The following is a 24,717-nucleotide window of genomic DNA, read 5'->3' on the forward strand; positions in this document are numbered from 1 at the left end:
TTATTTCGAATCTGGGTGTTTCCACTCTTTCTTTCGAAATTCATCAATCATTTCACATATAATTCCTCTGTTTTCATGAAGCAGCCAATCCTCATAGGAAGTAATATCTTTCCCTGATTGAATGGATAGACGCTTATTCAAATCCTCTATACTTTTACAACTGATATTCCTTGCTGCATAAATGAGACTTAAACTTACTTTTAAATCTCTTAAATCAGAAATGGTAATATCCTTAAATGTCGTAGCTTTCGTATTGAAGTTTTGATTGTGCGCTTGCAACATTGATACAGAACTGATCCATAAAGGATTAGCTAGTTCTTTAATTTCTTTAATAATGTCATGTAAATGAGCATCATTTTGTAATTTCCTTTGTGATTTTTCCATGACTAAATTCATGATGTTTCCCCCTAATTAATAAAATAATTGCCTAAAGTGCTGGCTATGCAATAACTCCAAACTTGAAGACAACACAAAAAGGGCTTCTTCAAGTCGATTAAAAATGTGTATAGCAAAATAAGCTATATATACACTAATCGGCTCAAAGAAGCCCTTTCATAAATGAAACAAGACGCAACTTGCTTCTACAACTCAACCACAACACAAAAAAAGGTGTGGGAATAAACGGAATCAATTAAACAATAAATATATCTGTATATTAAACTATCTTTATTTTTAATGCAAGTAAAAAAGAGTGAAACAACCGTATCACTCTTTCATCCATAGTATATTATTTGCTCCAAAATTCATTATAATACCAAGCTCGATAAGAAATATGTTCTGATACATCCATTATTTTCATACGTTTTCTATGATTTTTAGGGTGAACAGGTATACTATATATCTTCGCATCGTCTGGTTTCATCATGTCTTCTACTTCAATTTTTACAACTTTTAGATGGTACGGCATACGACCATTACTAAAAATATCCCCTACACAAATTGTCCAAAGACTTGTTTCTATTTCAGTTACATTATTCATTTTATATTCTCCTCTATAAATTAATAAAAAAGACATTGAACAAATACGTCCAATGTCTTTTTCCCTCTTATATACTAGTTAACTCAAAGTATAATTTTTCTGGTTTTCCATACATGCTAATTTCATTTTGATATACGACAGCTAATGGCTGAGGCATCTCAATGCTTTCCATATAGGATAATGAAGCAGCTGCTTCTATTTTTTCTTTAATCTCATTAGGAATGGCTGAATAAGATAAGCTATCCATTTTACTTCCTAATTTAGTATCTGTAGCAGCTTCATAATAAATTTCGGTAATTAAGACCTCATTATCATCTGGATCATACATATATCCTCGGTTAACTGTAATCATATTGTAGTGCTCCTCTCAGGTTTACATTTTCTTATTCCTTGTGCTTTTAGCATTGCAACAAGTTCCTTACCTATATATAAATCCCATATTTTCTATAGTTGCATTCCATTCTATAACTACTGTACTATGTCTCTTTTATGAATTGTTATTAAAAACGGAGAGTTCAGAAATTCTTAACAAAAGTAGGATATGATAAAGCCCTGGATTTGGTTGTAATTTCTTACCGCTTTTAATATTCGACATTCTCTAAATTTGCTTTTTTACAGTGTAATAGCATAGACCCAGGAGCCTTTTTCAAACCTGAATGTATCAAGATCTTTATCTATACGATAGAAAACATTTGGTTCATGCTCTGAAACTACTGCGAAATACATATAGACTGTCCCTTTTCCTAAATATTCAATTCTCTCAATCGACAAAGAGAACATATCCCTCATAAGTTGTTTACAAAATAAAATCTCTCTTAATTCTTTTTCAACATTCACAATATACACCTACTTTATTAAATTTATGGTAGTAAATTTGCTATAACACATGGGAAATTTACAATCTTTTGACGATGATAAATTTCTTCTACGGTGTCATAGATTGCTATATGCCCATAATCTACCTTTACTCGCTCGCGCAAACCTAATAGTTGAATATTAACGTACTCCACTTCACCATAATCACTTTGCGCTTCCATTAAATAAAATCCTACTGCTTCATATGAGCTGTTGGCTGCAATAATTTTTATAGCAAGTTCTTCTCCATAACTAACCTTATAAAATTTCATTTGTACTTCCCCCTTGAAATAGAAAAAAGCACCTTAAAATTGTGCTTTAATCACTTTTATTATTCGTTTAGCCTAAATGGTCTAATACATGTATTTCCTAACTTAAAGACAACACAAAAAGGGCTTCTTTAAGTCGATTAAAAATGTGTATAGCAAAATAAGCTATATATACACTAATCGGCTCAAAGAAGCCCTTTCACAAATGAAACAAGACGCAACTTGCTTCTACAACTCAACCACAACACAAAAAAGGTGTGGGAATAAACGGAATCAATTAAACAATAAATATAGTTATATATTAATCTATTTTTATATCATATTCAATTGTTTTAAAGAAACAAAAATAAGAAGGGAATTTATATATAGTTGTTTTATGTACCATATAATAATGCCCCTGTTTCAACGTTTATAAATCCCCTCTTATTTCAGTTCTTGTTGTTACACCATGTACTGCATTTCAAAATAAAGTTTTTCTGGTTTTTGATTTTGGTCTAAATGACATAGTATTTCTGGAATGGTTTGTTCTTCTACTTCCATACTTTCCATATAAGACATACTTTCGTTTTCTTGAACTTTTTTAAAAATGGAAGTAGGTAGTTTGTCAGCAGAAAACACACCCATTTTGCTTCCTAACTTTTGTTCGGATGCAGCGTTGTAGAAAATTTCGTTCACAATGACCTCATTATCATCTGGATCATACATGTACCCTCTTTGTATACGTAGCAATTTGTTACTCCTTTCAAATATATTCCTTTACACGGATATTTATATTTGTATATATTGTTTTTCTGTATAAAGGTGTCAAAGAATATTATTTCGTAAAATCCGTAATTTGTATAGAGGGAGATACAGGATAATTCGTTTTCTTAAATTATTTTTAAATATTCCACGCTTTTTTATATAACAAACAAGCCACCCTTTAAAATGAATCAATAGCTTGTAAGGGTGGCTTAGTTTGTTGCGAATAGCTTTGTATTTAATTGTTTAATCTCTCCTTCTGCAAGGGGCTGGTAAAATGCATGTTGTAATCCTTGTATATGCAAGGTTTCTCCTATACATAACAATACTTTACCAGGGAGCAGGTCGAGTAATAGTTCATTATTAATTTGCTTTGCTTGGTTTTCAGTAGAAACATAGATAACTAACACTGTAGGATTGTTGCCTAAATCTTGCATAATAACATCTTTTCCTGATTCTACGAAATCTTTCCATCGAGCAATAATTCGTTTTAAACGATCTTTTTTATCTGTTAGTAGAGTGGAGTATACAACGAAATTAAATATGTGATTTACTCCGCCTTGCACTGCAAAACTTAAAGGAGGGGTAAAAACCCCTTTACTAATAGATGGATGCATAATATGACCTAAAAACGATGGAGCATAACGCAGGTGGCAGATTAAATCTATATCGTGCCAATAACGTAGGTGGACATATTTACCGTGATTATCAATTCGTTCTGGAGCAAAGAAGAACATATTTCCCTGCCAGTATTTTAAAAATTTGTAACCATTGTCGGATAACGTATATGTTTCTTCAAAGATCTCCATATCAAAACTCTCTACTTGCCATTTTTCAACTAGACGGTAGTAAAGTAATCCTTGAAGTGCATCATTTATTTTCTTACGGGAATATTTACCCTTAAATAAATATAATAAATGATTAAATCGAACAGATGTATGAACACCAATGAAGGCAAGTACGGTATACTGTTCTTCTGTTAAACGCTGCTTAAACTTAACCAATTCGTCAAAAGAATGGAATACATAGGTTTTATTCAGTTCATGTATTCGGTATATTTGAAGTCCCTGTACATCCTCACTTGATAAATGAGGAATAGAAGGGACATAAGTAGGCAATTGTTTCTCTATTGTACGCATAGTCATCCATTAAAATTGGAAAATTGACGAATTAGTTTTTTTACTTTGTCCCTGCGGATAATTTAGGATACGCACTGTACCTTTTCTATTTTTGGCGTCGATATTAAGCAGCTCACATGTAACAATCGTTTGATTTTTCGCATCTTCTACAGTTGGATTGGCAAGATTACGGCTCTTAAGTCCTTTAAACTGAATTCCTGGTGCAACCTCTACGAAAATACCCGCAATAGCGTCTACCCCTACAATTTTACCTACAAAGCGGTCGCGGCGTTTCTTTAGTTCTAACAACTTTTCAATTGGATCTGTTTCTAGTTTCTTTTTATTTCCTCTAAATTCATAGCGGCCATTCTTTTCCCCTACTTTATCGATGATAAGTTCTACAACATCACCAATGACAATATCCTCCGGACGAACGAATGTATAGGACCAGTGTGAGTACCTTACACCTATTGTTACACCGTGTACTTCAACTAAAACAGTTTGTGCAGATGGGATATGTCCTGAAACAGTTCCTGTGTATACCTTGTTGCCCTCTTGCGCTGTCACTTCTTCATATAATCTTTTTTGAAGTGCCAATTCTCCTGCTGTGATAGATACAACAGCAAAGTTGCCTTCCTCCGTTTTCTGGAAGTGTTCAATGATTAAAGGCTTTGTTCTACCAACTAGCCATTGGGGATTCTTAGGAACATTTATACCTGCCTCTGTAATAGGGCAATATGCTGTTGTATGAGTACCAATTTGCATTGTAAGTACTTGTATACGCTCAGACTTTCCGTTTTTAGTTGGGAATAGCTTTTCGGATACGACTGTAATTAAGCCTTTTCCTACAGTACGCTCACGTTTCATACGGGCTAATTCCTCTAGTTCATGATCACGTACTCGCTCAAATTGATTAAAGCTTGTTTCTAACACCGTGTCACCTTGTGGATTCTCTGTTTCAAAAGCCATTCCAAGTTCTTCTACAGTTTGAGTGTTTGTCTTATCTTCTGCCATTATATTTTCCTCCTAGAACGTAAAAAAGGACACACCTGTACCGTTGGGATGGTACGTAAGGTGTGTCCTTCACGTAAATTATGGTTTATTTATATAGTTGTTAATATAAATATAATGGTATTTCTACTCAAATGCAAGAATAATTTTAAAATCATAAGTTTGCTATAGGTCAAATCAAAATCTATGATGCAGACTTACTAGGGGTACTGCTAGTATTTTGAAAAAACCACTCTAAGGGCATGCGAAATTCATACAATTTTTCGAGTAATCCAGTAACAAACAATAACCCTAAATGCGCACTAGAATAGGAATGTATAAAAAAATGTATAGTTCCATAGAACAAAAAAAGAAGGTTCCCTTGTGAGAGTAGGGTTTCCCTTTTTCTTTACTACCGATAATGAGACGTTATGTTAATCTGATATGTATAGAATATACAGCCAAAAACAAACAACATATCACTTCTTTCAAATGGTAAAATAGTGGAAAAGGAGGTTCTAAATAATGCCTTTAGAAAACTCTATTTATTACATAGGAGTTGCTATTATTTTAGTAATCATCGGTGCACTATTTGGCGGGATTATACGTATAATTCGGCATACCAGCAATCACAAAAAGCAAGATCCAGTTGAGCAAAAGTTAGATAGGGTTATTCAACTGTTAGAAAAACAAAACAAAGATTGACTCTCCAAACAGAGGGAGTTGTTGTTGAGATGAAGAAAAGGAGGGGAACATAAATGGAGTTGTATCGCAGTAAAATTAGAGAATTGCTTGAATTCAATAATCAAAGGGAGTATTTCTATAAAGAGAAAGAAGAAGCTATTCAAGAAGTTGAAGAGAGACTTAACGTAAAGCTTCCAGACAGTTACCGATGGTTTCTAAAGGAATATGGAGGCGGGGGTAATGGTCTATATGTGAACGACTGCAACGATATTTTGCATTACCATGACAGATTTAAGTCCTTCAACATTCCGAAAGGATATATTATTATTGAGCATTGCGATGAGTATTCCTATTGTTTAGATACGGAAAAAATGATGAAAAATGAATGTCCTGTTGTAAACTGGAGTGCTCATGAAAAAGGTATCTATCCAGAATCGGACAACTTTTACAAACACTTATTAGAGAAAATTGAAAATGCAATTGAAAATGAGTGGTGGGAAGAATAATATATAACAAACCACAACACAATTCCTTTCAAGAAATACAAGCAGAATTACTTCAGTTTTCGATAATTATGTAAATAAGCTGCCTACATGGGCAGCTTATTGTATTTTTGGCTTAGCGTGTTTTTTTCTGAAATCCTGACTATACCAATACTAGATTTAATTTGAGGTTTACAAACTATTAATCAAAGAAATTATTCAATTCCTTACTCATTACGTTAGATGTTTTTTGCTTAGGTTTCTCAATTTTATTAACCAGTGACTGCGTAATATTATTCTTATTTTTTTGCTGAGATCTTAAGTACTCTTGGCGTTCTTTGTAGCTCATACGTTTATGTTCTGGTTGCTTCTCATCATTTTTCGAATGCTCTTCTCTATTTTTTTCTAAGTTTTCTTGTACCGTAATACTAATAGATTCGTAAACTTTTGCTACATCTTCATCTAGCTTGTTTTCTTCGATATGATTAAGCGTTTCTTCAATTGGAACCGTGTTGATTTCTACATGTGTTTCTTCTGGCTCTGTTCTTGTAACGGGAAGTGAAGTAGATTCTATACTTGTTTCTGCAGTTCCTATCATAGTATTGGGAATTCCAACAGGTGGGAATTCTTCTAACAGTGGCTCCGTTTCGTCAGGAACCGCGGAATGAATAAGGGAATCTTTATTCCAATCTTGCTCTAACATAGTAATAGATAATTCTTTGTTTAGTTCTGCTACCTCCATGTTTATTTCATAGCATTCTTCCATAGGAGGTAATTCTATATCTATGGTTTCTTTAATATCTTCTTTCACGACCGGTTCTTTTATTTCAGAGCTTATACTTTCTACATGAGTTTCTTCTGCTATTACAGGCAGTTCACCATTTCGTTGTAGGGCTTCTATTAATCTCGATGCACGTGTATAACTAATTTTAAACGTGTCTTGTAGTACAGAAATAGAGATACTTCCCGATTCCTTCACAAAACTTAAAACATCGTCGTATAGAATATCCTTAAAGGAGCTAGTTTCCTCTTGTTCGATTCCTTCGCCTTCAATTGGAATAGCTACTTCCGGTAAAATAGTATTGTCAGATGAATGAGTAGTAATAACACTTGATTCTTCTGATGTACTACTATTATTTGAAATTAATACTTTACGAGGACCATCCCCTGTGTAAGAACTTACAACTAGATTTTGTTCTAACTTCTCAATATATTGCATAGATTTCATATAGCTAATCTTGAATTTTCTTTGCAGAAGAGATGGCGAGACTTGTTGTGATTCGATAATAAATTCTTTAATATCTTCATACAACTTATTTTCAACTTCATCATCAACATTTTCCTGCCGGCTCATTGCCGCGGGATCATTTGGTAAGGTTTCATTTTGAGACTTGTGTCCCTTATAATCCTCCAATGATACAATGTGTTGATGCTCCCTGTTTGTTTCCATGGAGTTATTCTGTTCAATCTCACCTTCTTGGATAGATGGTAATGGTTGTATTTTCTTCATGTTTTCTGCATCCACATGCTTCATAGGATTAGCTTTTTCTATAGATTCATTAATAAGGCGAAGACGCTCATTTTCCCAATATTCCCCTGTTTTTGTATCTACTTGAATGATCGCTTGGGCGAATTCTTCTTTTGGTACAAAGTTACTTGTGATTTGTTGTACAGGTTGCACATGATTATCTTGTACGATACGAGCAGCACAGATGAATGCACCTTGTGCCATGATATCTCCTGGTGACATAACAACTTCTTTCGTTTTTTGATAAGTTGATCCTAGTCGACTAACTGGATTCTCTTGCATAGGGGAAATGCCCTGTTCGGATTCTGCCTCTTTAAATTCCTCTTTCTCACCAAACATGTCAGAGAAAATTTTTGCATCATATGGTGTTACATCTCCAAATATCATTTTGTTACGGAATGAACCTAATAAAGTAAACATGTATTGTTCTGTGAAGTCGAGAGCTAATTGTGATAGCGTTTGGCTAGCGATTGTTAAAATCACTTTATATTTACGAGATTGTGCAGGGAATTCTTTAAACGGCCGCACAACATAATCCGGGAACTCATCGACAATTATGTGATGGTAAGGTGAGACGTTTGGTTCTCTACGGAATACCGCATTCTGCATACTTAATAATACAAATTTTCCTAATACGTTAGAAAGGTCTGCTAATTCCCCTTTTGCAGTGTTAACAAGTAGAATGCCACCCTGCTCTAAATGGACATCGAAATCAAAATCGGATTTTCCAAATAAAACACGTCGTATTAAGACGTTTGACGCCAAATCTTTTAATATGTTGCGTAAACCTTTTACATATTCTTCTTCTCTGTCATAATGCATTGGTTGTCCGCGGTATTTTCCTGATTTATAAACGGCTGGTTCACCTTGAAAATCCATTTTTTCACGAATGGTATTATCAAACCACTCGTCAATACCTTTTATAATTTTATATTCATTTTTTTGGTCACGTGAAGCAGCTCCACTTTGAACAAAATCATATAACTTTTCGACCTGTACCTTTAATAGTTTATGCATACGGTGAACACGTTCTACATCGTCGTACATCTCAATTAAATCATCGAAGGTGACATCTTTTTGTGGATTGTGAAGCTTTAATAAATAGATATGTTGTTTAAGGTGGTTACGTTGCGCTTGTTCAAAGAATGCATTATTAGATTCAGACAAACCTTGAATAACCATTGCGAAAACCTCTGCAACTTTATCAACTGGTCCCCGCAGAATGTTTATATTCTTGGTATCGGGATTAGTTGGATCAATGTAATAAACTGAGCTTGCTGGGATCTTATGTGCTTGTACCAATTTAAATACTTTTTGACATAAATCATTACTGGGTTCAATAACAGTGACACCATTTAAAAAAGTTCCTTTTACTTCTTCTGTATCATAATCATTCTTTTTATAAGCAGTTTCAAACTTATTTATGAAACGCACCATCCAGTGTAAATCTTGATTTATCATAGGAATAATTAAACTTGATGTTTTACCAGAACCAATTGGCCCAATAATAATTCCATTTAATGTTCTATCTTTCCCTTTAATTCGGACCATTTCTTTATGTTCAATATGCGGTCCAATTTCTACATCAGGATATATTTGTTCTTCTTGGCTATTAAACCATTTTTGTAATTTGTGATTTTTATATTCGTATTTTTGTACCCACTGTAATATCTCTTCTCGGTAACGAACAATATGCCCACTATACCAAAGTGTAAACAAAATCATAAATACTGTTGGTAAAAATACAAAAATCATAGTGAGTGTGTGAAAATTGCCTGTTAAGACATGACCTAAGGCTTCATACTCACCAAAATTAAGATGATTTGATTTATCGGTAAGATAAGGAATAACCTTTGCATGGATCGGAGCAGTTGCAAACCATAAAAATTGAATATCAACCGCAATATGAGAAGCAATCAAAATTATTAATTTACCATTCTCTACATGCAAAGCTGGAATACGACTATAAAACCTAAAGCTAAATTCTCCTAGTAGTAAAGAGAAGAACATTAAAATAAGCGGTACATATGTAATTTCTATAGGATAAGACGGTGGTTCAAATGCATAGTAGAGTAACTTGATGTAGTTTACTAAACCGAATCCAAACGAAAGAATGAATCCGCTAATTAAACCGATAGTAGTAAATAACGGTAATCGTTGTTTAAATGTCTCCATATAGGCTCACCTACTTCTTACAGATACAGTTGAGCTTTATGTTTAAATTGGAATCGATTATTAAATTTTGGTTGGAATAGTTCCTTTGATTTTTCGAGAAAGAATTTTGCTGCATCTTCAGTTTGTTTTAAATATAAATCAATACTCTCTCTTTCACAGAGTTGATTGTATTCTTCTTGAGAAAGTACCGCAATATTTATCTCAATTTTTTTATCTGTTGCCGTTTCAATTATGACATCGTACCAATAGAAATTTGGTTTCCCTGGAATTTGGATATCTTGTAGAGAAACACTAAACGTTGCCCCCTCTTCTGTAATATGATTAAGGACTAGTTCCGGGTTTTTAAATGCTTCTCTAGCAGAGAGCACTCCCCCAGTAGTAGTAGTTGCATATTGTAAATCCATTTTGATTTTCCACCTTTCTCCATATAAAAAAAGGCAAGCGACACCCACTGTAAAAACAGCGTGTGTCGCTTGCCTTAATTTCATATGTTCTGATTTGATTGTAGTTTTTTGTGTTTAGTTCAAACGTAATTCTATCACCTTAAATAATAAAAATCAATAAAATTGTATAAAAGTATATGAAAAAATAACGATTAATATAATTCAACAAGCTTACGTCTTTTCGGATGTATGTTATTTGCAGTACGTGCCATGATCTGTTCATCTGCGTCGATAGTAACATCTTCATTTTGGAGGGATAGCAGTAATACGTTGTCATACGTGTCCATTAAAAGTATATCTCTAGTCTTTTTGCGCTTTGGATAAATTACAACAAGTGGCACCCCTTCATCACCTTCTCTTCTTGAAAACACAACATCGTCTAATCTAGCAATCATTCGGTAATCATTTTCATTCCCAAAAATAAAGAAGAAATCTTGCATTACATCTTTATCTCTCTTATACGTTCGTCTAAGACCACCATCAATTTTCTCTTTAAATGTTTGAACTGTTTCAACAAATGCATAGCGCCAATCGGCATCTCCTACTGTACGTTTAGATAAAGGTAAGAGAATATCTTGTTCAAAGTTTTGATTATCATCTATTCCTAGAAGAATATCTGAAATAACATCCCCAGCTTCTTTCAAAGAGCAGATGTGCATATTTAGGTTTGGTAGATTCATTAAATGTTCATGATATTCTCGCATAGAAAATAAGAGATTTTTCATACGTACGTATGGAGGTTCTGCATCTTCTGCAAGGAACATCGACTTGTCATACATAACAAAAACAACAGTTATATTCTTAGTGTTTTTTTGTGCATATTCAATATACTTCCCAACCTTTTCAACTAAGGTAGCATTGGTTTCTTTACACATATCCATTTCAATGTAAATATTTTTGTCTTTATATGAAATGTGTTCATCAGGAATTAGAAGTAAACCTGCATCTTCAATTTCTGTTTTCTTTTGTTTTTGATGATATGAGCGAATATCTAACTCGGATAATATCTTATTCGTATTGGTCTTTTTCGACACTTCTAAAAGTGTGCGTACTAATATTTCTCGTGAGCAAAGTGTATGTAGTGAGCTTGAAGAAGAATATCTACGTTTTGAAGATCCTGCAGGAATCCGTCCTAATTCTTGAAGGTAATCAACCATTCTATCTTTTAAGGAGAATGTCGCACGTCTGGTTATACTATCATCTCTTTTATCAATTTTTTTAGTCAGGATCGCACCGTATTTTGAAAAACGATTAAGTTTCGTAAACACACTATCCTCAGAAAAATCTCTACCCTCAAATGCACTATAAAGCTGAGTAATTTGTCGTGTAGTAAGATACCTTTTGTAATATAAAAATGTAAATACAAATATATCGGCCTCTTTTAAACGAAAAGATTTCTGTGTACCTTTGCTTGTATATTTATACGTTTTACTTTTCATTATATGCAACTCCATAACTCGAATGTATTTTCAATAAATAACAACCATTTCTATATATCTTATTACAGCAAAATTTAGTTGTAAATTATTAAAAGTTTAAGCTGAATTTGCTTTAATCTAGATACTAAAACTTGTACGCTGAAGTTTGGATTACTTCTCTTCCTAAAAATTCGCTAGAAACATTGATTTATATAGTCTCTCGGTTCTTTTAAAATTGTTCGGACAGAAGACATGTTTTAACCGAACAATTTTTTTAAGGTTCAAGTATTGGAATAAAATCGTTAGGACGGCCTAACAATTTATTTAAACAATTACATTATATAAAGACATGTTACACATACAGAAAATATAATAGATTAATCACTTGTGTATTGTAGTTTCTTTTTGCTATTGCAATAGAAAAAGACCGACAAAATTATATTTGTCGGTCTTTTGTTTAGAATGATAATTTCTTCTTTGCTGGTTGTGAATCGTCAGCAACTTCTACTTCAGGTTCAGCACCAAAATTCAATTTTTTCTTTTTAGGTTTTTCTTCTTGTACTGAATCATCAAATGCAAAAAGTTTATTTAAAACAGCATTGGATTTCTTTGAATTAGCTTGCTCACGTTCTTCTTTAATTCTCGTAATCTCATCAATAATATCACTTACACGTTTTGGTAATGGAAGTCCTGCAACAACTGAATAGAATTTTACTATATCCTCTTCTTTTTTTGTTGTATGTTTATTAACATATGGAGCTATAGGACGTTCATCTACATATGGAGTTCTTTCTTTTAAGAAGTTTTCCATTTGGTTAAGGAATGAGAAGTTGTATAATCGCCCTGCTCGTAGCGGTGATGTAACGATAGATAGCGCGCTTTTTTTAGCACTTTCTAGCTCTTCTCTTTCTGTATCGTATAAAACGCCTTTTTCTAGTGCGTTACCTAATTGAGTCAAGTAACCTAGCGGGTTTTCAGTGTCTAATTGATTTGATTTTAGTTCTAATTTTGCTAATGATAAAACGCCTGGTGTATTAATTACTTGAGCAAATTCACTCGCATCAAAATGTGTATCTGAAAACGGTGTAAATGATGAAGTAACTAGGTTAATCTCATGTAATGCATCAGCAATATATTTGTTACTATAGCTAGTATATTCGTTTGCTAAAGCACTTGGATTTTCCTCTTCAAATTTTCTATATAGTTTAGCATTATCTATTAATACAATTGAGCCAAAAGCTTCTTGGTTCATAGCAATACTACGAATACGTGAAGTTGCGTTTTCTAATACTTTTAATGCCTCAGCATCACGTGGTAAAGTCAGTAACAATCCAAAATTGTAATCATGTTCATATAGCATTTCAATTGCCTTTAATAGAGCGCCAGTTCCTGTTCCTCCACCAAGACCACACGTAATCCAAATAAAATCACGATCTTCAAATTCTTGTTTTACCGCTTCAAAAATCTTTGCTTCATGCTTTACAAATGCTTCCTCACCAACCTGTGGATTACGAGCTGCACCCTGTTCATATCCTTCTAACTGTATTTTACGGACGTTCCCCGTGTTTTTAATCTCAATTTTATTAAAATCTTGACTATTTGTATTAACAAGAATCGCACGATATGGGTATTTGTTATTTTTAATTTGTGTTTCTTTATTTGCGCACTCTGCTGCGATTGCACATCCACCCATACCTAGTCCTAAGAATCCAAATTTCAAACTAATATTTCCTTGGCTTTCGATTTCTGAAAAATTGCCTGCCATATGTATATCCTCCTCAAATATATATTTTAGTTGTTTTTCTCAACTCGTTTTTCCAGTTCTTTAATTAAAACGTTTCCTAGATCTGTTACGTCATAAATTCGAACACGTCCTATTGCTTTGAAAGATATTAACCCTGCTCCTTCAAGTCTTGCAGTCATAATATCTAATGCATATCGCGATGGAAGTATTTTTTTACCCTCATAATCTTTTTCATTCTCAATTTGATAGTCTTTATGATATTGGTTGATATAATCCCATAACTTTTCTTTGTTCATTGCGCCCTCGGCGTATAGCACACGTAAAGCCCAAATCCCATCATTTAAATTCTCACAAAGTACATCAATAATTTCACTACTACTCATTGATATATTAGACAATAATTTCACACCACCTTTAATAAATAATAAATTTTATCTATATGTACAAAAAGACAAGATAATTATACGGAATTTAATACCGTTATAAAAGCCGTAGATACTTCGGTATATATTTCCGAAGTATCGTATGTACTAACTATAATACATCTACGGATGATAATCAAGAACCTTATTAAATCAATACCTCAAATACTTCCGCAATAACTACCGTAATTAATATTTTAATTGTTACGCATTTATTACGGTAATAAACGCTGTAATGAATACGTAATGATTATAAAAGATACATCTTAATAAATGAAAATCCATGTAAAATTTTTAGTTCGATTCACAGAATTTCGAGCTGGTTTTGTCCGTAATCAAGTGTTAATCACACTCACCCGACTAATCACCGCTCGATAACATAGGCAATATTGGTATGCATCTAAATAAATGAGCAATGAATGATTGAGTGATCAGGTATAAAAGTTCATGATATTTTATGTAATCTACAAAGGGGTTCTTTTAGTTTCTATAGAATTTTTATATAATGTATTATAGGACAGGCATCATATAGTTAGGTGGTGAGCAAATGATTGATGAACAGTTAAGCGATGGTTATTATCGCGTATCTGAAGTAGCAACCATGCTTGATATTCCTGAAAGTACTCTTCGTAGATGGTTGAATGATTTCGATGAGTACTTGAACATAAAAAAAGAACGCCAACTTAAATATGTTCATGAGGATAGTATTGATACAGTAAAAAAGATTAAACATTATTATTCTGAGTCAAAGAAAAAGCACGAAATTGTTGGGCTTTTAGATATGGATCCGACGGTTATTCGCAATGTTTATGCTGAAGATGTTGACGGTGATGGTGAACCAAAAGAAACTTCATTAGTTAAAGCACAACAGGTCAATCCAGACTTTATAGAAGCTTTGACGGAAAAAATTACTGAGGAAGTTACAGCTAAAGTGACTGAAGAATTAACAAAACAAAATATGGAATTCTTCGCTGCGGTGGCTAAACAAAGTCAGGATAATTTCGATAGAATCAATAAGCGATTAGAGGAACGTGACGAAAAGTTAATGAGTACTATACGATTAATTCAAGAACAAAAAAGTGCTAATGCTCAGCGACAAGAGAATACTGAACAAAAAGGCGGCTTTTTCTCTAAGCTTTTTGGAAAAAAATAAAAGGCTATCATTTGATAGTCTTTTTATTTTTTTATTCTTAATATCATTACAAAAGCTTAGTTCATTGATTATTAATATGATTCATTCACAACTATTGTTTTAAACTTATAATAATCATAGAACTTAGGTTTATTTTGCTATACAAAGAGTTTTCTAATTTTATTTCTTCCAATCTTTAAAATCAGCATACTTTTTATACTCTTTTTCAACTACGTCCTTATACCATTTATTATCACTTTCAGATCTAGATGGTTTATTGTTATATTCGTTAATGTCTCCGTCTGCATTTTGCCATTGAGGATTTTTATAAGCATATTTGTAAATAAATCGTCTAGCTTCTTTTAATGAATTAAACTCACCTAAATGTAACTTAGGTTGCGCATCTCTGTATCCATTTACGAAATAAGTTGTGCCATGTTCCCCTAAAGTTTCGAAAAAAGGTTTTGGTATCAAATCAATTTTCTTCATTTATATCCTCCTATATAATATCAATAGTTTCATTCTACTTAATTAGTAGTATGAAACTATTTGTATATTAATCATAAACAACATTTTGCTAGGCATCCAACTTTATTAGAAATCCACAGTTTATTCTTATTAAAAACTCACTTCCACACTCAATCATCCAACCATCCACTGGTCATCCATCTCTAAATAACGTTATGGTTGACCGGTGATTAATTGACTGATTACAACTTGGTTTAATACAATAAAATCACCCGATTAATCACTAGTCAACCAATATAAAATAATAGTGACATTTCAATATAAGTGACTGGCGATTGAGTGGGTGATTAAAGGTTTGGTTAATGAAAAAACTCTATATGCGCTCTTTATTGGTGAGGTTTTTGTTAATTAAGCGGCAATCAGTTGGTTGATCAGTAGATATTTAAATTATTCTCACCTATAGTAAATTGGCTTTTGGTTGAGCGACGCTCAACGGGGCGTTTGAGTGGTGGTTATTTATACATAGTCATTTAGCAAAGGTCATACTTTTGAAAAAATCACCTTGCAACCATGGAAAAAACTATATATGATGTAGTTACTTTAATATTTTTGTATTTTTTTAGATACAAATTTATTAATAATAAAATGTTTATATAATAAAAAAATAAAATATAATAAAGCAAAAAAAAGGTTCATCAGCCCAATGAAATAGCGCCAACTACTTCATTGTGGTACACCGCACAAAATCCCGAAAAGAAATTTAACAACGACCGCGGTAAACAAAGCCAATAAACCTTTTTATTTTGCATGAAATTATAAGATAATTTTACTGTATCTTATGTATTTGTGCAACTTAAAAAGGGGATTTCTTGCGTATTTTTAGGCATTGTTTACCGTTGTTATACAAGTATTACTTTTTTAAGAGAGTAGTATTTTTGTATCCGTGGTATGACAGTGCCTTTTTCTGCTCTTTCGAAAGGAGTTAGCAACATTATGCATACGCAAATGGCTTTTTCCCAACAGAACTTTAAAGTTCATGGGGTTAAATTTTTTGATGGACTATTAAATATCGTAAAACTAGAAAATGAAAGAAAAGAGTTACCATCTTCAGCTATAGCTACTTACATCTTGCTTCACTTTGAATGCAATGATATAGGAATGCTACCACGTGAATTTCAAATAATGGATCTTGCTAAGAAAAGTGGGATTCCCTACACAACAATTTATACAGGGTTTCAAGTTTGTTTGGAGCGTATACTCGTAAAAGAAACACCTGTTGGAAATCGTACTGTATATGAAATTGTAGATTATGCGTTGTATAATCACACTACTGCAGAAACTGCAAACATGACAGGTATATCGCTATCGTATTTCCGTATACCATTTCACCTAATTCAAACAACGATAATGAGTAGTCTAGTAAAGGCTCGTGATAATAGAGGGATTATATTCCTTTTAGATTTAATCAATACTTTTTCAAGAAAAGTGGGTATGGAACATTATAAACATAAAATTGAGGAGTTTCAGATTACAAGAAAGATGTCTTCCTTGAAAAAGAGATTAAATCGTAATGCAAAGAAAGTAAGACACTACATAGAAATTATTAACCCCATTGTGCAATTTACTGCAATCGATTCTAAAGAGAAGAAATCTAATGAAACAAGAATTACAAGTGTAAGAAAACAGGTAAAACAAATCATCATTGAGAAGTTCAACGTGGTATTTTCTTCGAACTGCGTAATTGAGAATGATAAAAAAGAATTACATAGACCAGTAGCAAAGTGCAGAAAAGAAGCGGTGTCTCGTTTAAAACACATGGGACAGGCCTTACGAAAAAAAGATAAAGAAAATATAATGACCGCATTTAGACAAGAGATTGTTGATATCGCGATCTATTTACCAACAAAACAAAAACAAAGTGAATTACTAATTTACGCAATGACTTATGCATTAGATCAAGTTGAAAGTTGTATGAAAGAGCAAGAAATATTCTCTATACCAGCATTTATGCGTGTACAGTTTAGAGAGTCCTGGATAGGTTTTAAGGAAAGAAACTTGTCTACAGGGGAAAGGCACGATGCAATGATAAATTATTATAAGAAAAATGGTGTTTATCCGGAATTTATTTAATTTTTTTTAAAAAAAATATACGGCAGCCCTTGTTAAAAAATCACTTAAAAGCAAGGGTTATTTGGCATGTTCTTTAATTTGAAGACATGCTTTTTTATTTAGGAAAATATACCTATTAGCATTTTTACGGAAGCATATAATCGATTTACGTTATGTTTGGTTACGATTCAGTATGTTTATAATTCGATTCAATACTTGTGGTTATCTTAGTAATATGATTCTAACCTTGTGAATTCTTAGTAATATGGTATTTAACTTCTTAATTTGTGATTTCTATGATGTAGAGCTTGTATGTATTGGGGATATTACGATAGTGAATTTAGCTTTATATCCAGGAACGTATGTAATACAAGGCTTTAGAGGTATTTGCTGAATCTCTTTATAATTAATAATTGAGTTTAGTTATATATATTTCTTGTTGGTTTTATATAAAATACTTGTGATTATTTATATTTAATTACTTGTATTTATTTAGATTAAATACATAGAAAAATAGAAAGTAGGAATAAATATAAGTTTACAAGGAGGTAATTAATCTATTGACTTTTAAAATTCATAGAGGTATTCTTATACGTGAACAACAATTAACTAAGAGAAATATACAAATTAATAGATTTAATTTCTAGCTAAACGGACACACCGAAGGCACATAACCTGCCATCGGTGTGTCTTTTTTTGTATAAATAACAATAAAAAGGGAGAATTTGAAGCTATGAACGAAATTGTGAACATGAGTAAAGAACGATTTACAAAGTATTGTGAGGACAATGCAGCATTTGAAGAGGATATTAGTCGCATTATTAATCACTACTTTTTATTACTAGGGAATAAGGCAAATATCTTACAGGAAAGAGAATTTAATAACGAAATTGAAGAAAAAACGTTTAAAAATAATGTAAAACGTTTTGAAACTCTATTCCCTGCAGCTGTTAAAAATGCATTTTTAAAAGGATATCAATTATGCCTTGAGTTTATAAATCATCCTGAAACGCAAATTCCTGAGAATCTATATACTGATCCGAATTTTATAAAAGATATTCCTTTTGCCTTAGCAAATGCATCTGAATATGAATTGTACGAAATCATTCGTACAGATGAAACACAGGAATTTAGTGTATTTGCTATACGAACATATGAGGGGATTCGTCCATTGTTAGAACAAGTATTTTGCGAAGTCGCATTCACTGGTGCTGAATATGCTTTTGAACATGAGCGATTGGAAAAAGGGCTTGAATTAAAGAAAGGTAATAGTACCTCGTTAACCAAAGTTCCTGTGGATCGTCTTTTTGCCATTACGCCTTCTGTTAATGGGGTTGTTGTACATGCGGAAGAGCATTGCGAGATTTGGAATTTAAATTGGAATAGCAAAGTAACAATTAACGATCCTTTTGTTGAGCTTGCTGAGGTTACGTTTATTCATCAAACAAAAGATATGATTCAAAAAAATATTGAAGATGGTGTTTTATACTACAGCATTCTTTATCTTGGTACACCTTTACATGAGATACAAGATCGATTAGAAATACGAGTAAAACTAAATTCTGATTTTGGAGCTCCACGTCCAATGGAACAAGTTGAAATGGAGTATATTCTGAATGAGATTATTGGGAAGATTCATCTTGAGGCACAAATTCCAATTGAAAACATGATTTTAATCCAACGTTAGAGTTTGTAGGAGGTTAACTATGGTGAAAAAAATCGTTTTAGCTATTAGTGATACTGTATATACGGCATATTTACGTGAGGATTTTATTGGTGCGGGATTTGAAGTAGCTGATAGTGATGTGATGCATATCAAGTATCTAGATGAAATTCTAGATACAGAACAGCCCGATATTCTATGTATTAATGACAAACGATTAAATATTGATGCGGGGCATGAAGAGAAACGTGAATTGATTATCTTACAGAAACTAAGAGATATTCGCTTTAATCGAGATATTCGTATTGTGGTATTTACAGAGCGTGAAAATGATGATGAGTTTTTGGCGAAACTGATTTATCTAGGTATCTATGACATATTTAACTCTCGTAAAATTGATATTGATAATAAAGTTATCCCGCAGCTGCTACAGGAATCGGATATTAAAAATGTAGCGGAAATTGTAGGAGCAAGTCAGGCACCACAACAAACAAAGTTGCCCGAAGTTCCTGTTGATGAGGAAGAAGAGGAAGTATCAAGTAAATTAGAGAAAAGCGGCAACAGTGGAACTTCCTCTAGTTCCAATAAACTATTTAAAAACAAACAAAAGCGTAAGTCTGTTCCAGATGAGACTCCCCAAGCACCTATTATAAAAAAACAATATAAATTGGCTTTTGAGCCGGTATATGAAAAACAAATAGGTATTGCTATTCCGAGAAGAACAATTGTTGTGGCCAGCATGAACAGAAGAAGTGGTGCAACTTTTGTTTCTCATCTTTTATCTGCTTATTTAAATGAACTACAGATTGATGTGAATTATATAGAGAATCTATATGATGATGGCTACACGTATCCGTTATTAAAGGGATATACGGAAGCACCAGAAAACTATCGTAGTGAGTTTATGTTGCAACGGTATAAAGAGATGTTACAGAAGGAATCTGATATATTATCAATTCCAAAATGGAAGCAAGGAAGAGTAAATTATATCGTAAAGAATCCTATAGTGGACCAAGAGCTGAAAAACGAAACAGAGCAGGACTTTGACCATTTTATTAAGGTATTATTGGCTAACCAAGAAGCGCCTATATCTATTATTGATGCGGGGTACGATTGGGATAAAGATTTATACCATGAAATATGCGAAATGGCAGATTATATCTTCTTTGTAGCAGAACCAGATCTGCATCAATTGCTAAAGATAGCACATCCTCTTACACAAAAGGAGAGAAAGCTTGTTTCATACTTAGCTTTAGAGAAAACGAGGATCATTGGGAATAAATTTTCTCCTGCACTTTTAAAGCATGAAGTAGTAGAAGAATGCTTTGGAGATAAGTTATTAACTGCTTTAGCACCATATGTGATAGAAGATGTATTTGAATCTCAATTAAATAGTAATACGTTATTATCTAGTCGGAACTATTATAAAGAGCTTGAAGGAATAATGAAGGAAATAGCAGAGTTATTGCTGCCAAACCAATTGTTGAATCAAAAGAAAAGTTCTATTTTAAGTGGATTTCGATTTCGGAAGTCTGAAAATTAAGGAGGGGTGAAGAAAGATGCAAAAAATAATAATAGGGGCCGCCTCACTATTATTATTTGTTGGTTGTTTATTTTTAATGACAGATATGATTATTGGAGATACAACACACACAGATAATAAGTCTGCATCAGAACGTGCTGGAAGTACAGCGATGGATAAAGCCGTAAAAGTAGGTGTTTTACGAGCACAAGAAGAAATTGCTATTGAACCCGATATCGCAAAGAAAGAATTTGAAAAGTCTTATAAACAAAATGCAACATTTAAGGATCCGGCATCAAAACGAGAGTTTTCTGTACATGCTGTACATGAGCAACCTGCAATGATTGCGGTTGAAGGAGAGGCGGAAGCTGCTAGTTATACGAAACAATTTGATGAAAAGAAAGGCAGCATTAAGAGTAACGCAAAACACATATTTATTTATGAAGCAGATTCTGACAACAAGAAAGCTGGAGGAAACGTGAGATAAATAAGAAAAAGTAGGTGTGTAAGAAATGCAAAATACAGTAACAACAGCGCTTTTTCTAACGCTTTCTTTATTATTGATAACTCTTATACCAGAAGGTGTACTGTATGGAATGCAGTTAGTAAAGGCGCATGATTTTGCTTCTAGTACAGTAGAGTTAGCAGAACAAACAGGTGGTTTTCAGTACACATATGAAGGAAAAAACGTAAATCTAATTCCTGATATAGAGAAGAAAATGAAAGAGCAGAATATGGATGGATGGAAATATGAATATACTAAAGGGCGCGTAGATCATAATCAGCCATTAAATTTTAAGATTAAAGCTGAACATCACTTCTTTATTTTTAAAATGATAGGGATTGATAGTGTGAAAGCACCAATATGGGCTAACAAAGATGGAATGGGACAAATCTATTTCCGTTGAAAATATCAATATGTATAAAAAGGGTTAAAAACTATACTGAAAAGTGTAGTTTTTTTACTAGAAATATATATTTATAAATAAATATATAAAAATACTTTACAAGCCTATTTCTATATGGTAATATTTTCCATATAGAACAACAGTTATAAAAATGCTAATTTATCGTTTTAGCCAAGAAGACTCCTTATTCAAGGAGCGTGAAGGGTCACAGCCCAGTGAGTAGGTGGGGGATGAATTGGCTTCGAACAAGGAATGGCAGGAAGCCATCTTAATTGTTCGATATACATAAAGAGTTACTTCTTTATCCATCAAATATACGTTTGGTTTATGATAGTCATATACCAAAATGGAGGTGAATCAAATGATAATTAATAAGGCCTTTAAGTTTCGTATCTATCCAAATCAAGCACAAGCAATTCTAATTAATAAAACAATAGGTTGTTCTCGCTTTGTATTCAATCATTTCTTATCTCTATGGGATCACGCATATAAAGAAACTGGAAAAGGTTTAACATATGGTACATGCTCTGCCAAACTTCCTGCCATGAAAAAAGAGTTTATTTGGCTAAAAGAAGTAGATAGTATTGCGATTCAATCTTCTGTTCGTAACCTTGCGGATGCGTATACACGTTTTTTTAAGAAACAAAATAGTGCCCCACGCTTCAAATCTAAGAAGAATAACGTACAATCTTATACCACAAAACAAACAAATGAAAACATTGCCATTGTAGGAAACAAAATAAAATTGCCAAAACTAGGTCTTGTTCGATTTGTCAAAAGTCGTGAAGTAGAGGGACGTATTGTAAATGCGACTGTTAGGTGGAACCCTTCTGGCAAATACTTTGTGTCATTATTAGTTGAAACAGAAGTGCAAGAAATTCCGAAAACACAATCTTACATCGGAATGGATGTGGGACTAAAAGATTTTGCCATTTTGTCAGATGGAACAACCTATAAAAATCCGAAGTTTTTTCGGTCATTAGAAGAGAAGTTGGCGAAAGCGCAGCGCGTTCTTTCTAGAAGAATAAAAGGGTCTTCTCGCTGGAATAAACAGCGAGTAAAAGTGGCTAGAATTCATGAACACATGACGAATGCTAGAAAAGATTACTTGGACAAAGTCTCAACTGAAATCATCAAAAACCACGATGTTATTGGTATAGAGGATTTGCAAGTATTGAATATGTTAAAGAATCATAAGTTAGCAAAAGCAATTAGTGAAGTATCATGGTCGCAATTTCGATCCATGTTAGAATACAAAGCAAAATGGTATGGGAAACAAGTCATTGTCGTATCGAAAACATTTGCTTCCAGCCAATTATGTTCTCGTTGTGGATATCAAAACAAAGACGTTAAAAATCTGAATCTACGTAAATGGGACTGTCCTTCTTGTCGTACACACCATGATAGGGATATTAACGCAAGTATCAATTTAAAAAATGAAGCGATAAGGCTTCTAACCGCAAGGACTGCGGAGATAGCCTAATCAATTAGAGTTCGATAGAACCCTTTACTTAGGAATCCCTCACTTCTAAACGAAGTGAAAATGGGGGTAGTTCAATAATTTATATGTTAAAATATCTGGATTTTATATTTAAATTCGGTACAATAAAGGAATCTATGAAAAAAACTAATATATTTGGAGGAACAAACAATGGCAAACAAATTTTTAAAAACAGCAACAGCATTAACAATTATGGGTACATCATTACTAGGAGCAGGAGCATTTACTGCAAAGGCTGATAACACAGACTCATTAAAATTCAATGATGTTCCAGCAAATCACTGGTCTACAAAAGCAATTTATGATTTAACAAATCGTAAAATAGTACAAGGGTACGGAAATAATATCTTTGGTTTTGGTGACAATGTAACTCGTGGGCAAGTTGCTCGTATGATTTATATGTACGTAAAACCAGTAGATGCAGATGCTAGCTTCAAAAATCCATTTACTGATATTAAAGGACATATGTTTGAAAAAGAAATTAGAGCACTTGCTAAAGCAGGTCTGGTAAGTGGTTATGGTGATGCGAAATATGGTCCAGATGATGTCTTAACTCGTGAACAAATGGCGCAAGTACTTACAAATGCTTTCAAGTTCAAATCTACTAAGACAACTTCCTTTACTGACATTGATAAAAACTCATGGGCATTAAAGGCAATTAGTGCATTAGAAGAAAATGGCGTTACTATTGGTACAGGAGGTAAAATGTATTCACCGTATGCACATGTAACTCGTGAACAATATAGCCAGTTCTTATATAACTCTATTAATGCAGTAGAAAAAGAGACTAAGCCAGAAGTGAAGCCAGATCCAAAACCTGAAACAAAACCAGAGGAAAAACCAGAAGTGAAGCCAGATCCAAAACCTGAAACAAAACCAGAGGAAAAACCAGAAGTGAAGCCAGATCCAAAACCTGAAACAAAACCAGAGGAAAAACCAGAAGTAAAGCCAGACTCAAAACCTGAAACAAAGCCAGAAGAAAAACCAGAAGTGAAGCCAGACCCAAAACCTGAAACAAAACCAGAGGAAAAACCAGAAACTAATTTACCAACGAGTTTAGACAAAGTTTTAACTACAGAGGATGTTATTTATAATCCGATTGCTATGGATAATCCAATTTCTCAAAAATCCATTTCTACAGAAGCGCAAAACATTATTAAGAGTGTGAATAGTAAATTTGGTACTAACCTTAAATATGCAGATTTAAATGGAACTATTAGAATACTTGATAAAAATATGTACTTGCCAGCAGGTACAATTGGTGCGCAAGTTTATATTGATGCAAATAATGAAAACGATTTTAAAATTATTTTCTTAGATAATAATGAAGCAACTATTGAGTTAACTAAAAAATGGGTTACTATGTTAAATTCTGATTTAGTTTTAAATAAAGAAATTCAGGAAACTGTAGATGCTCAATCAATTAATAACTATGAAAAAGGTAAATATAAAATTCGTGTAGGCCATTCTACAGCAGATCACATGATGTATGTAGAAGTAGAGCCTAAATAATCATTTAGTATTTACAGGTTGAGTTAAATATTGTATAATTATATAAGTTTAATA

General features: G+C 33.0%; 24 protein-coding genes. 10 read left to right on the forward strand and 14 right to left on the reverse strand.

Annotated elements, in window-relative coordinates:
- The 8 genes from PDQ40_RS22170 to PDQ40_RS22205 all read right to left on the reverse strand — a co-directional run bounded on the left by PDQ40_RS22170 (window position 1) and on the right by PDQ40_RS22205 (window position 4,976).
- Window positions 1-396 (reverse strand): hypothetical protein, encoded by a 396-nt coding sequence (locus tag PDQ40_RS22170; protein WP_048534068.1) that lies wholly within the window; start codon window positions 394-396, stop codon window positions 1-3.
- A 331-nt stretch (window positions 397-727) separates the two neighbouring features.
- Window positions 728-979: a hypothetical protein gene (locus tag PDQ40_RS22175; RefSeq protein ID WP_242227952.1), complete on the reverse strand. Its 252-nt coding sequence runs from the start codon at window positions 977-979 to the stop codon at window positions 728-730.
- Window positions 980-1,046: 67 nt separating this feature from the next.
- A complete protein-coding gene (locus tag PDQ40_RS22180) occupies window positions 1,047-1,331 on the reverse strand; it encodes a hypothetical protein (RefSeq protein WP_000633810.1) in 285 nt (94 codons plus the stop codon).
- A gap of 260 nt (window positions 1,332-1,591) precedes the next feature.
- The gene (locus PDQ40_RS22185) at window positions 1,592-1,816 is read right to left on the reverse strand and encodes a hypothetical protein (protein WP_001100173.1); all 225 of its coding nucleotides are present in this window, start codon (window positions 1,814-1,816) and stop codon (window positions 1,592-1,594) included.
- Window positions 1,817-1,839: 23 nt separating this feature from the next.
- Window positions 1,840-2,106: a hypothetical protein gene (locus PDQ40_RS22190; RefSeq protein ID WP_242227951.1), complete on the reverse strand. Its 267-nt coding sequence runs from the start codon at window positions 2,104-2,106 to the stop codon at window positions 1,840-1,842.
- Between the two features lie 438 nt (window positions 2,107-2,544).
- Window positions 2,545-2,808: a hypothetical protein gene (locus PDQ40_RS22195; protein WP_002020034.1), complete on the reverse strand. Its 264-nt coding sequence runs from the start codon at window positions 2,806-2,808 to the stop codon at window positions 2,545-2,547.
- A 248-nt stretch (window positions 2,809-3,056) separates the two neighbouring features.
- The gene (locus PDQ40_RS22200) at window positions 3,057-3,983 is read right to left on the reverse strand and encodes a hypothetical protein (RefSeq protein ID WP_242227950.1); all 927 of its coding nucleotides are present in this window, start codon (window positions 3,981-3,983) and stop codon (window positions 3,057-3,059) included.
- Window positions 3,984-3,992: 9 nt separating this feature from the next.
- Entirely contained in the window at window positions 3,993-4,976 is a 984-nt protein-coding gene (locus tag PDQ40_RS22205) for an RNA-binding protein (RefSeq protein WP_242227949.1), read from the reverse strand.
- A gap of 501 nt (window positions 4,977-5,477) precedes the next feature.
- Between PDQ40_RS22205 and PDQ40_RS22210 the strand changes: the two genes are divergently transcribed.
- Together PDQ40_RS22210 and PDQ40_RS22215 are read left to right on the forward strand one after the other, a co-directional pair.
- Window positions 5,478-5,657 (forward strand): DUF4083 family protein, encoded by a 180-nt coding sequence (locus PDQ40_RS22210; protein ID WP_002013858.1) that lies wholly within the window; start codon window positions 5,478-5,480, stop codon window positions 5,655-5,657.
- A 53-nt stretch (window positions 5,658-5,710) separates the two neighbouring features.
- Window positions 5,711-6,142, forward strand: a complete 432-nt coding sequence (locus tag PDQ40_RS22215) for an SMI1/KNR4 family protein (RefSeq protein ID WP_242227948.1) — start codon at window positions 5,711-5,713, stop codon at window positions 6,140-6,142.
- Window positions 6,143-6,320: 178 nt separating this feature from the next.
- Here PDQ40_RS22215 and PDQ40_RS22220 read toward each other — a convergent pair whose 3' ends face one another.
- The 5 genes from PDQ40_RS22220 to PDQ40_RS22240 form a co-directional block, all read right to left on the reverse strand.
- A complete protein-coding gene (locus tag PDQ40_RS22220; protein WP_242227947.1) occupies window positions 6,321-9,821 on the reverse strand; it encodes a DNA translocase FtsK in 3,501 nt (1,166 codons plus the stop codon).
- Between the two features lie 17 nt (window positions 9,822-9,838).
- On the reverse strand, window positions 9,839-10,225 hold the full coding sequence (locus tag PDQ40_RS22225; RefSeq protein WP_000365749.1) for a hypothetical protein: 387 nt from the start codon (window positions 10,223-10,225) through the stop codon (window positions 9,839-9,841).
- 191 nt (window positions 10,226-10,416) lie between these two features.
- Complete coding sequence (locus PDQ40_RS22230; protein WP_000837873.1) at window positions 10,417-11,703, reverse strand: replication-relaxation family protein; 1,287 nt, start codon at window positions 11,701-11,703, stop codon at window positions 10,417-10,419.
- 436 nt (window positions 11,704-12,139) lie between these two features.
- The gene (gene repX, locus PDQ40_RS22235) at window positions 12,140-13,447 is read right to left on the reverse strand and encodes a plasmid replication protein RepX (protein WP_000918311.1); all 1,308 of its coding nucleotides are present in this window, start codon (window positions 13,445-13,447) and stop codon (window positions 12,140-12,142) included.
- 26 nt (window positions 13,448-13,473) lie between these two features.
- Window positions 13,474-13,809, reverse strand: a complete 336-nt coding sequence (locus tag PDQ40_RS22240) for a hypothetical protein (protein ID WP_000098927.1) — start codon at window positions 13,807-13,809, stop codon at window positions 13,474-13,476.
- A gap of 586 nt (window positions 13,810-14,395) precedes the next feature.
- On the opposite strand from PDQ40_RS22240, the gene PDQ40_RS22245 reads away from it, so the two are divergent.
- On the forward strand, window positions 14,396-15,001 hold the full coding sequence (locus tag PDQ40_RS22245; RefSeq protein WP_000564666.1) for a DUF3967 domain-containing protein: 606 nt from the start codon (window positions 14,396-14,398) through the stop codon (window positions 14,999-15,001).
- Window positions 15,002-15,160: 159 nt separating this feature from the next.
- On the opposite strand, the gene PDQ40_RS22250 is transcribed toward PDQ40_RS22245, so the two are convergent.
- Window positions 15,161-15,469 carry a hypothetical protein gene (locus PDQ40_RS22250; protein ID WP_000717777.1) on the reverse strand — a complete coding sequence of 103 codons (309 nt, stop codon included), beginning with the start codon at window positions 15,467-15,469 and terminating at the stop codon, window positions 15,161-15,163.
- A 972-nt stretch (window positions 15,470-16,441) separates the two neighbouring features.
- Between PDQ40_RS22250 and PDQ40_RS22255 the strand changes: the two genes are divergently transcribed.
- The 7 genes from PDQ40_RS22255 (at window position 16,442) to PDQ40_RS22285 (ending at window position 24,663) form a co-directional block, all read left to right on the forward strand.
- Window positions 16,442-17,578: a hypothetical protein gene (locus PDQ40_RS22255; RefSeq protein ID WP_242227946.1), complete on the forward strand. Its 1,137-nt coding sequence runs from the start codon at window positions 16,442-16,444 to the stop codon at window positions 17,576-17,578.
- Window positions 17,579-18,290: 712 nt separating this feature from the next.
- The gene (locus tag PDQ40_RS22260; protein WP_242227945.1) at window positions 18,291-19,244 is read left to right on the forward strand and encodes a hypothetical protein; all 954 of its coding nucleotides are present in this window, start codon (window positions 18,291-18,293) and stop codon (window positions 19,242-19,244) included.
- A 19-nt stretch (window positions 19,245-19,263) separates the two neighbouring features.
- The gene (locus PDQ40_RS22265; protein WP_242227944.1) at window positions 19,264-20,763 is read left to right on the forward strand and encodes a hypothetical protein; all 1,500 of its coding nucleotides are present in this window, start codon (window positions 19,264-19,266) and stop codon (window positions 20,761-20,763) included.
- Between the two features lie 16 nt (window positions 20,764-20,779).
- On the forward strand, window positions 20,780-21,229 hold the full coding sequence (locus PDQ40_RS22270) for a hypothetical protein (RefSeq protein ID WP_048535753.1): 450 nt from the start codon (window positions 20,780-20,782) through the stop codon (window positions 21,227-21,229).
- A gap of 25 nt (window positions 21,230-21,254) precedes the next feature.
- The gene (locus tag PDQ40_RS22275) at window positions 21,255-21,650 is read left to right on the forward strand and encodes a DUF4320 family protein (protein ID WP_001181745.1); all 396 of its coding nucleotides are present in this window, start codon (window positions 21,255-21,257) and stop codon (window positions 21,648-21,650) included.
- A gap of 361 nt (window positions 21,651-22,011) precedes the next feature.
- A complete protein-coding gene (tnpB, locus tag PDQ40_RS22280) occupies window positions 22,012-23,133 on the forward strand; it encodes an IS200/IS605 family element RNA-guided endonuclease TnpB (protein WP_242227943.1) in 1,122 nt (373 codons plus the stop codon).
- 168 nt (window positions 23,134-23,301) lie between these two features.
- Window positions 23,302-24,663 carry an S-layer homology domain-containing protein gene (locus PDQ40_RS22285; RefSeq protein ID WP_242227942.1) on the forward strand — a complete coding sequence of 454 codons (1,362 nt, stop codon included), beginning with the start codon at window positions 23,302-23,304 and terminating at the stop codon, window positions 24,661-24,663.
- Window positions 24,664-24,717 lie beyond the last annotated feature (54 nt).

This window comes from Bacillus cereus group sp. Bc061 (genome assembly GCF_027715825.1).
Taxonomy (GTDB): Bacteria; Bacillota; Bacilli; order Bacillales; family Bacillaceae_G; genus Bacillus_A; species Bacillus_A paranthracis.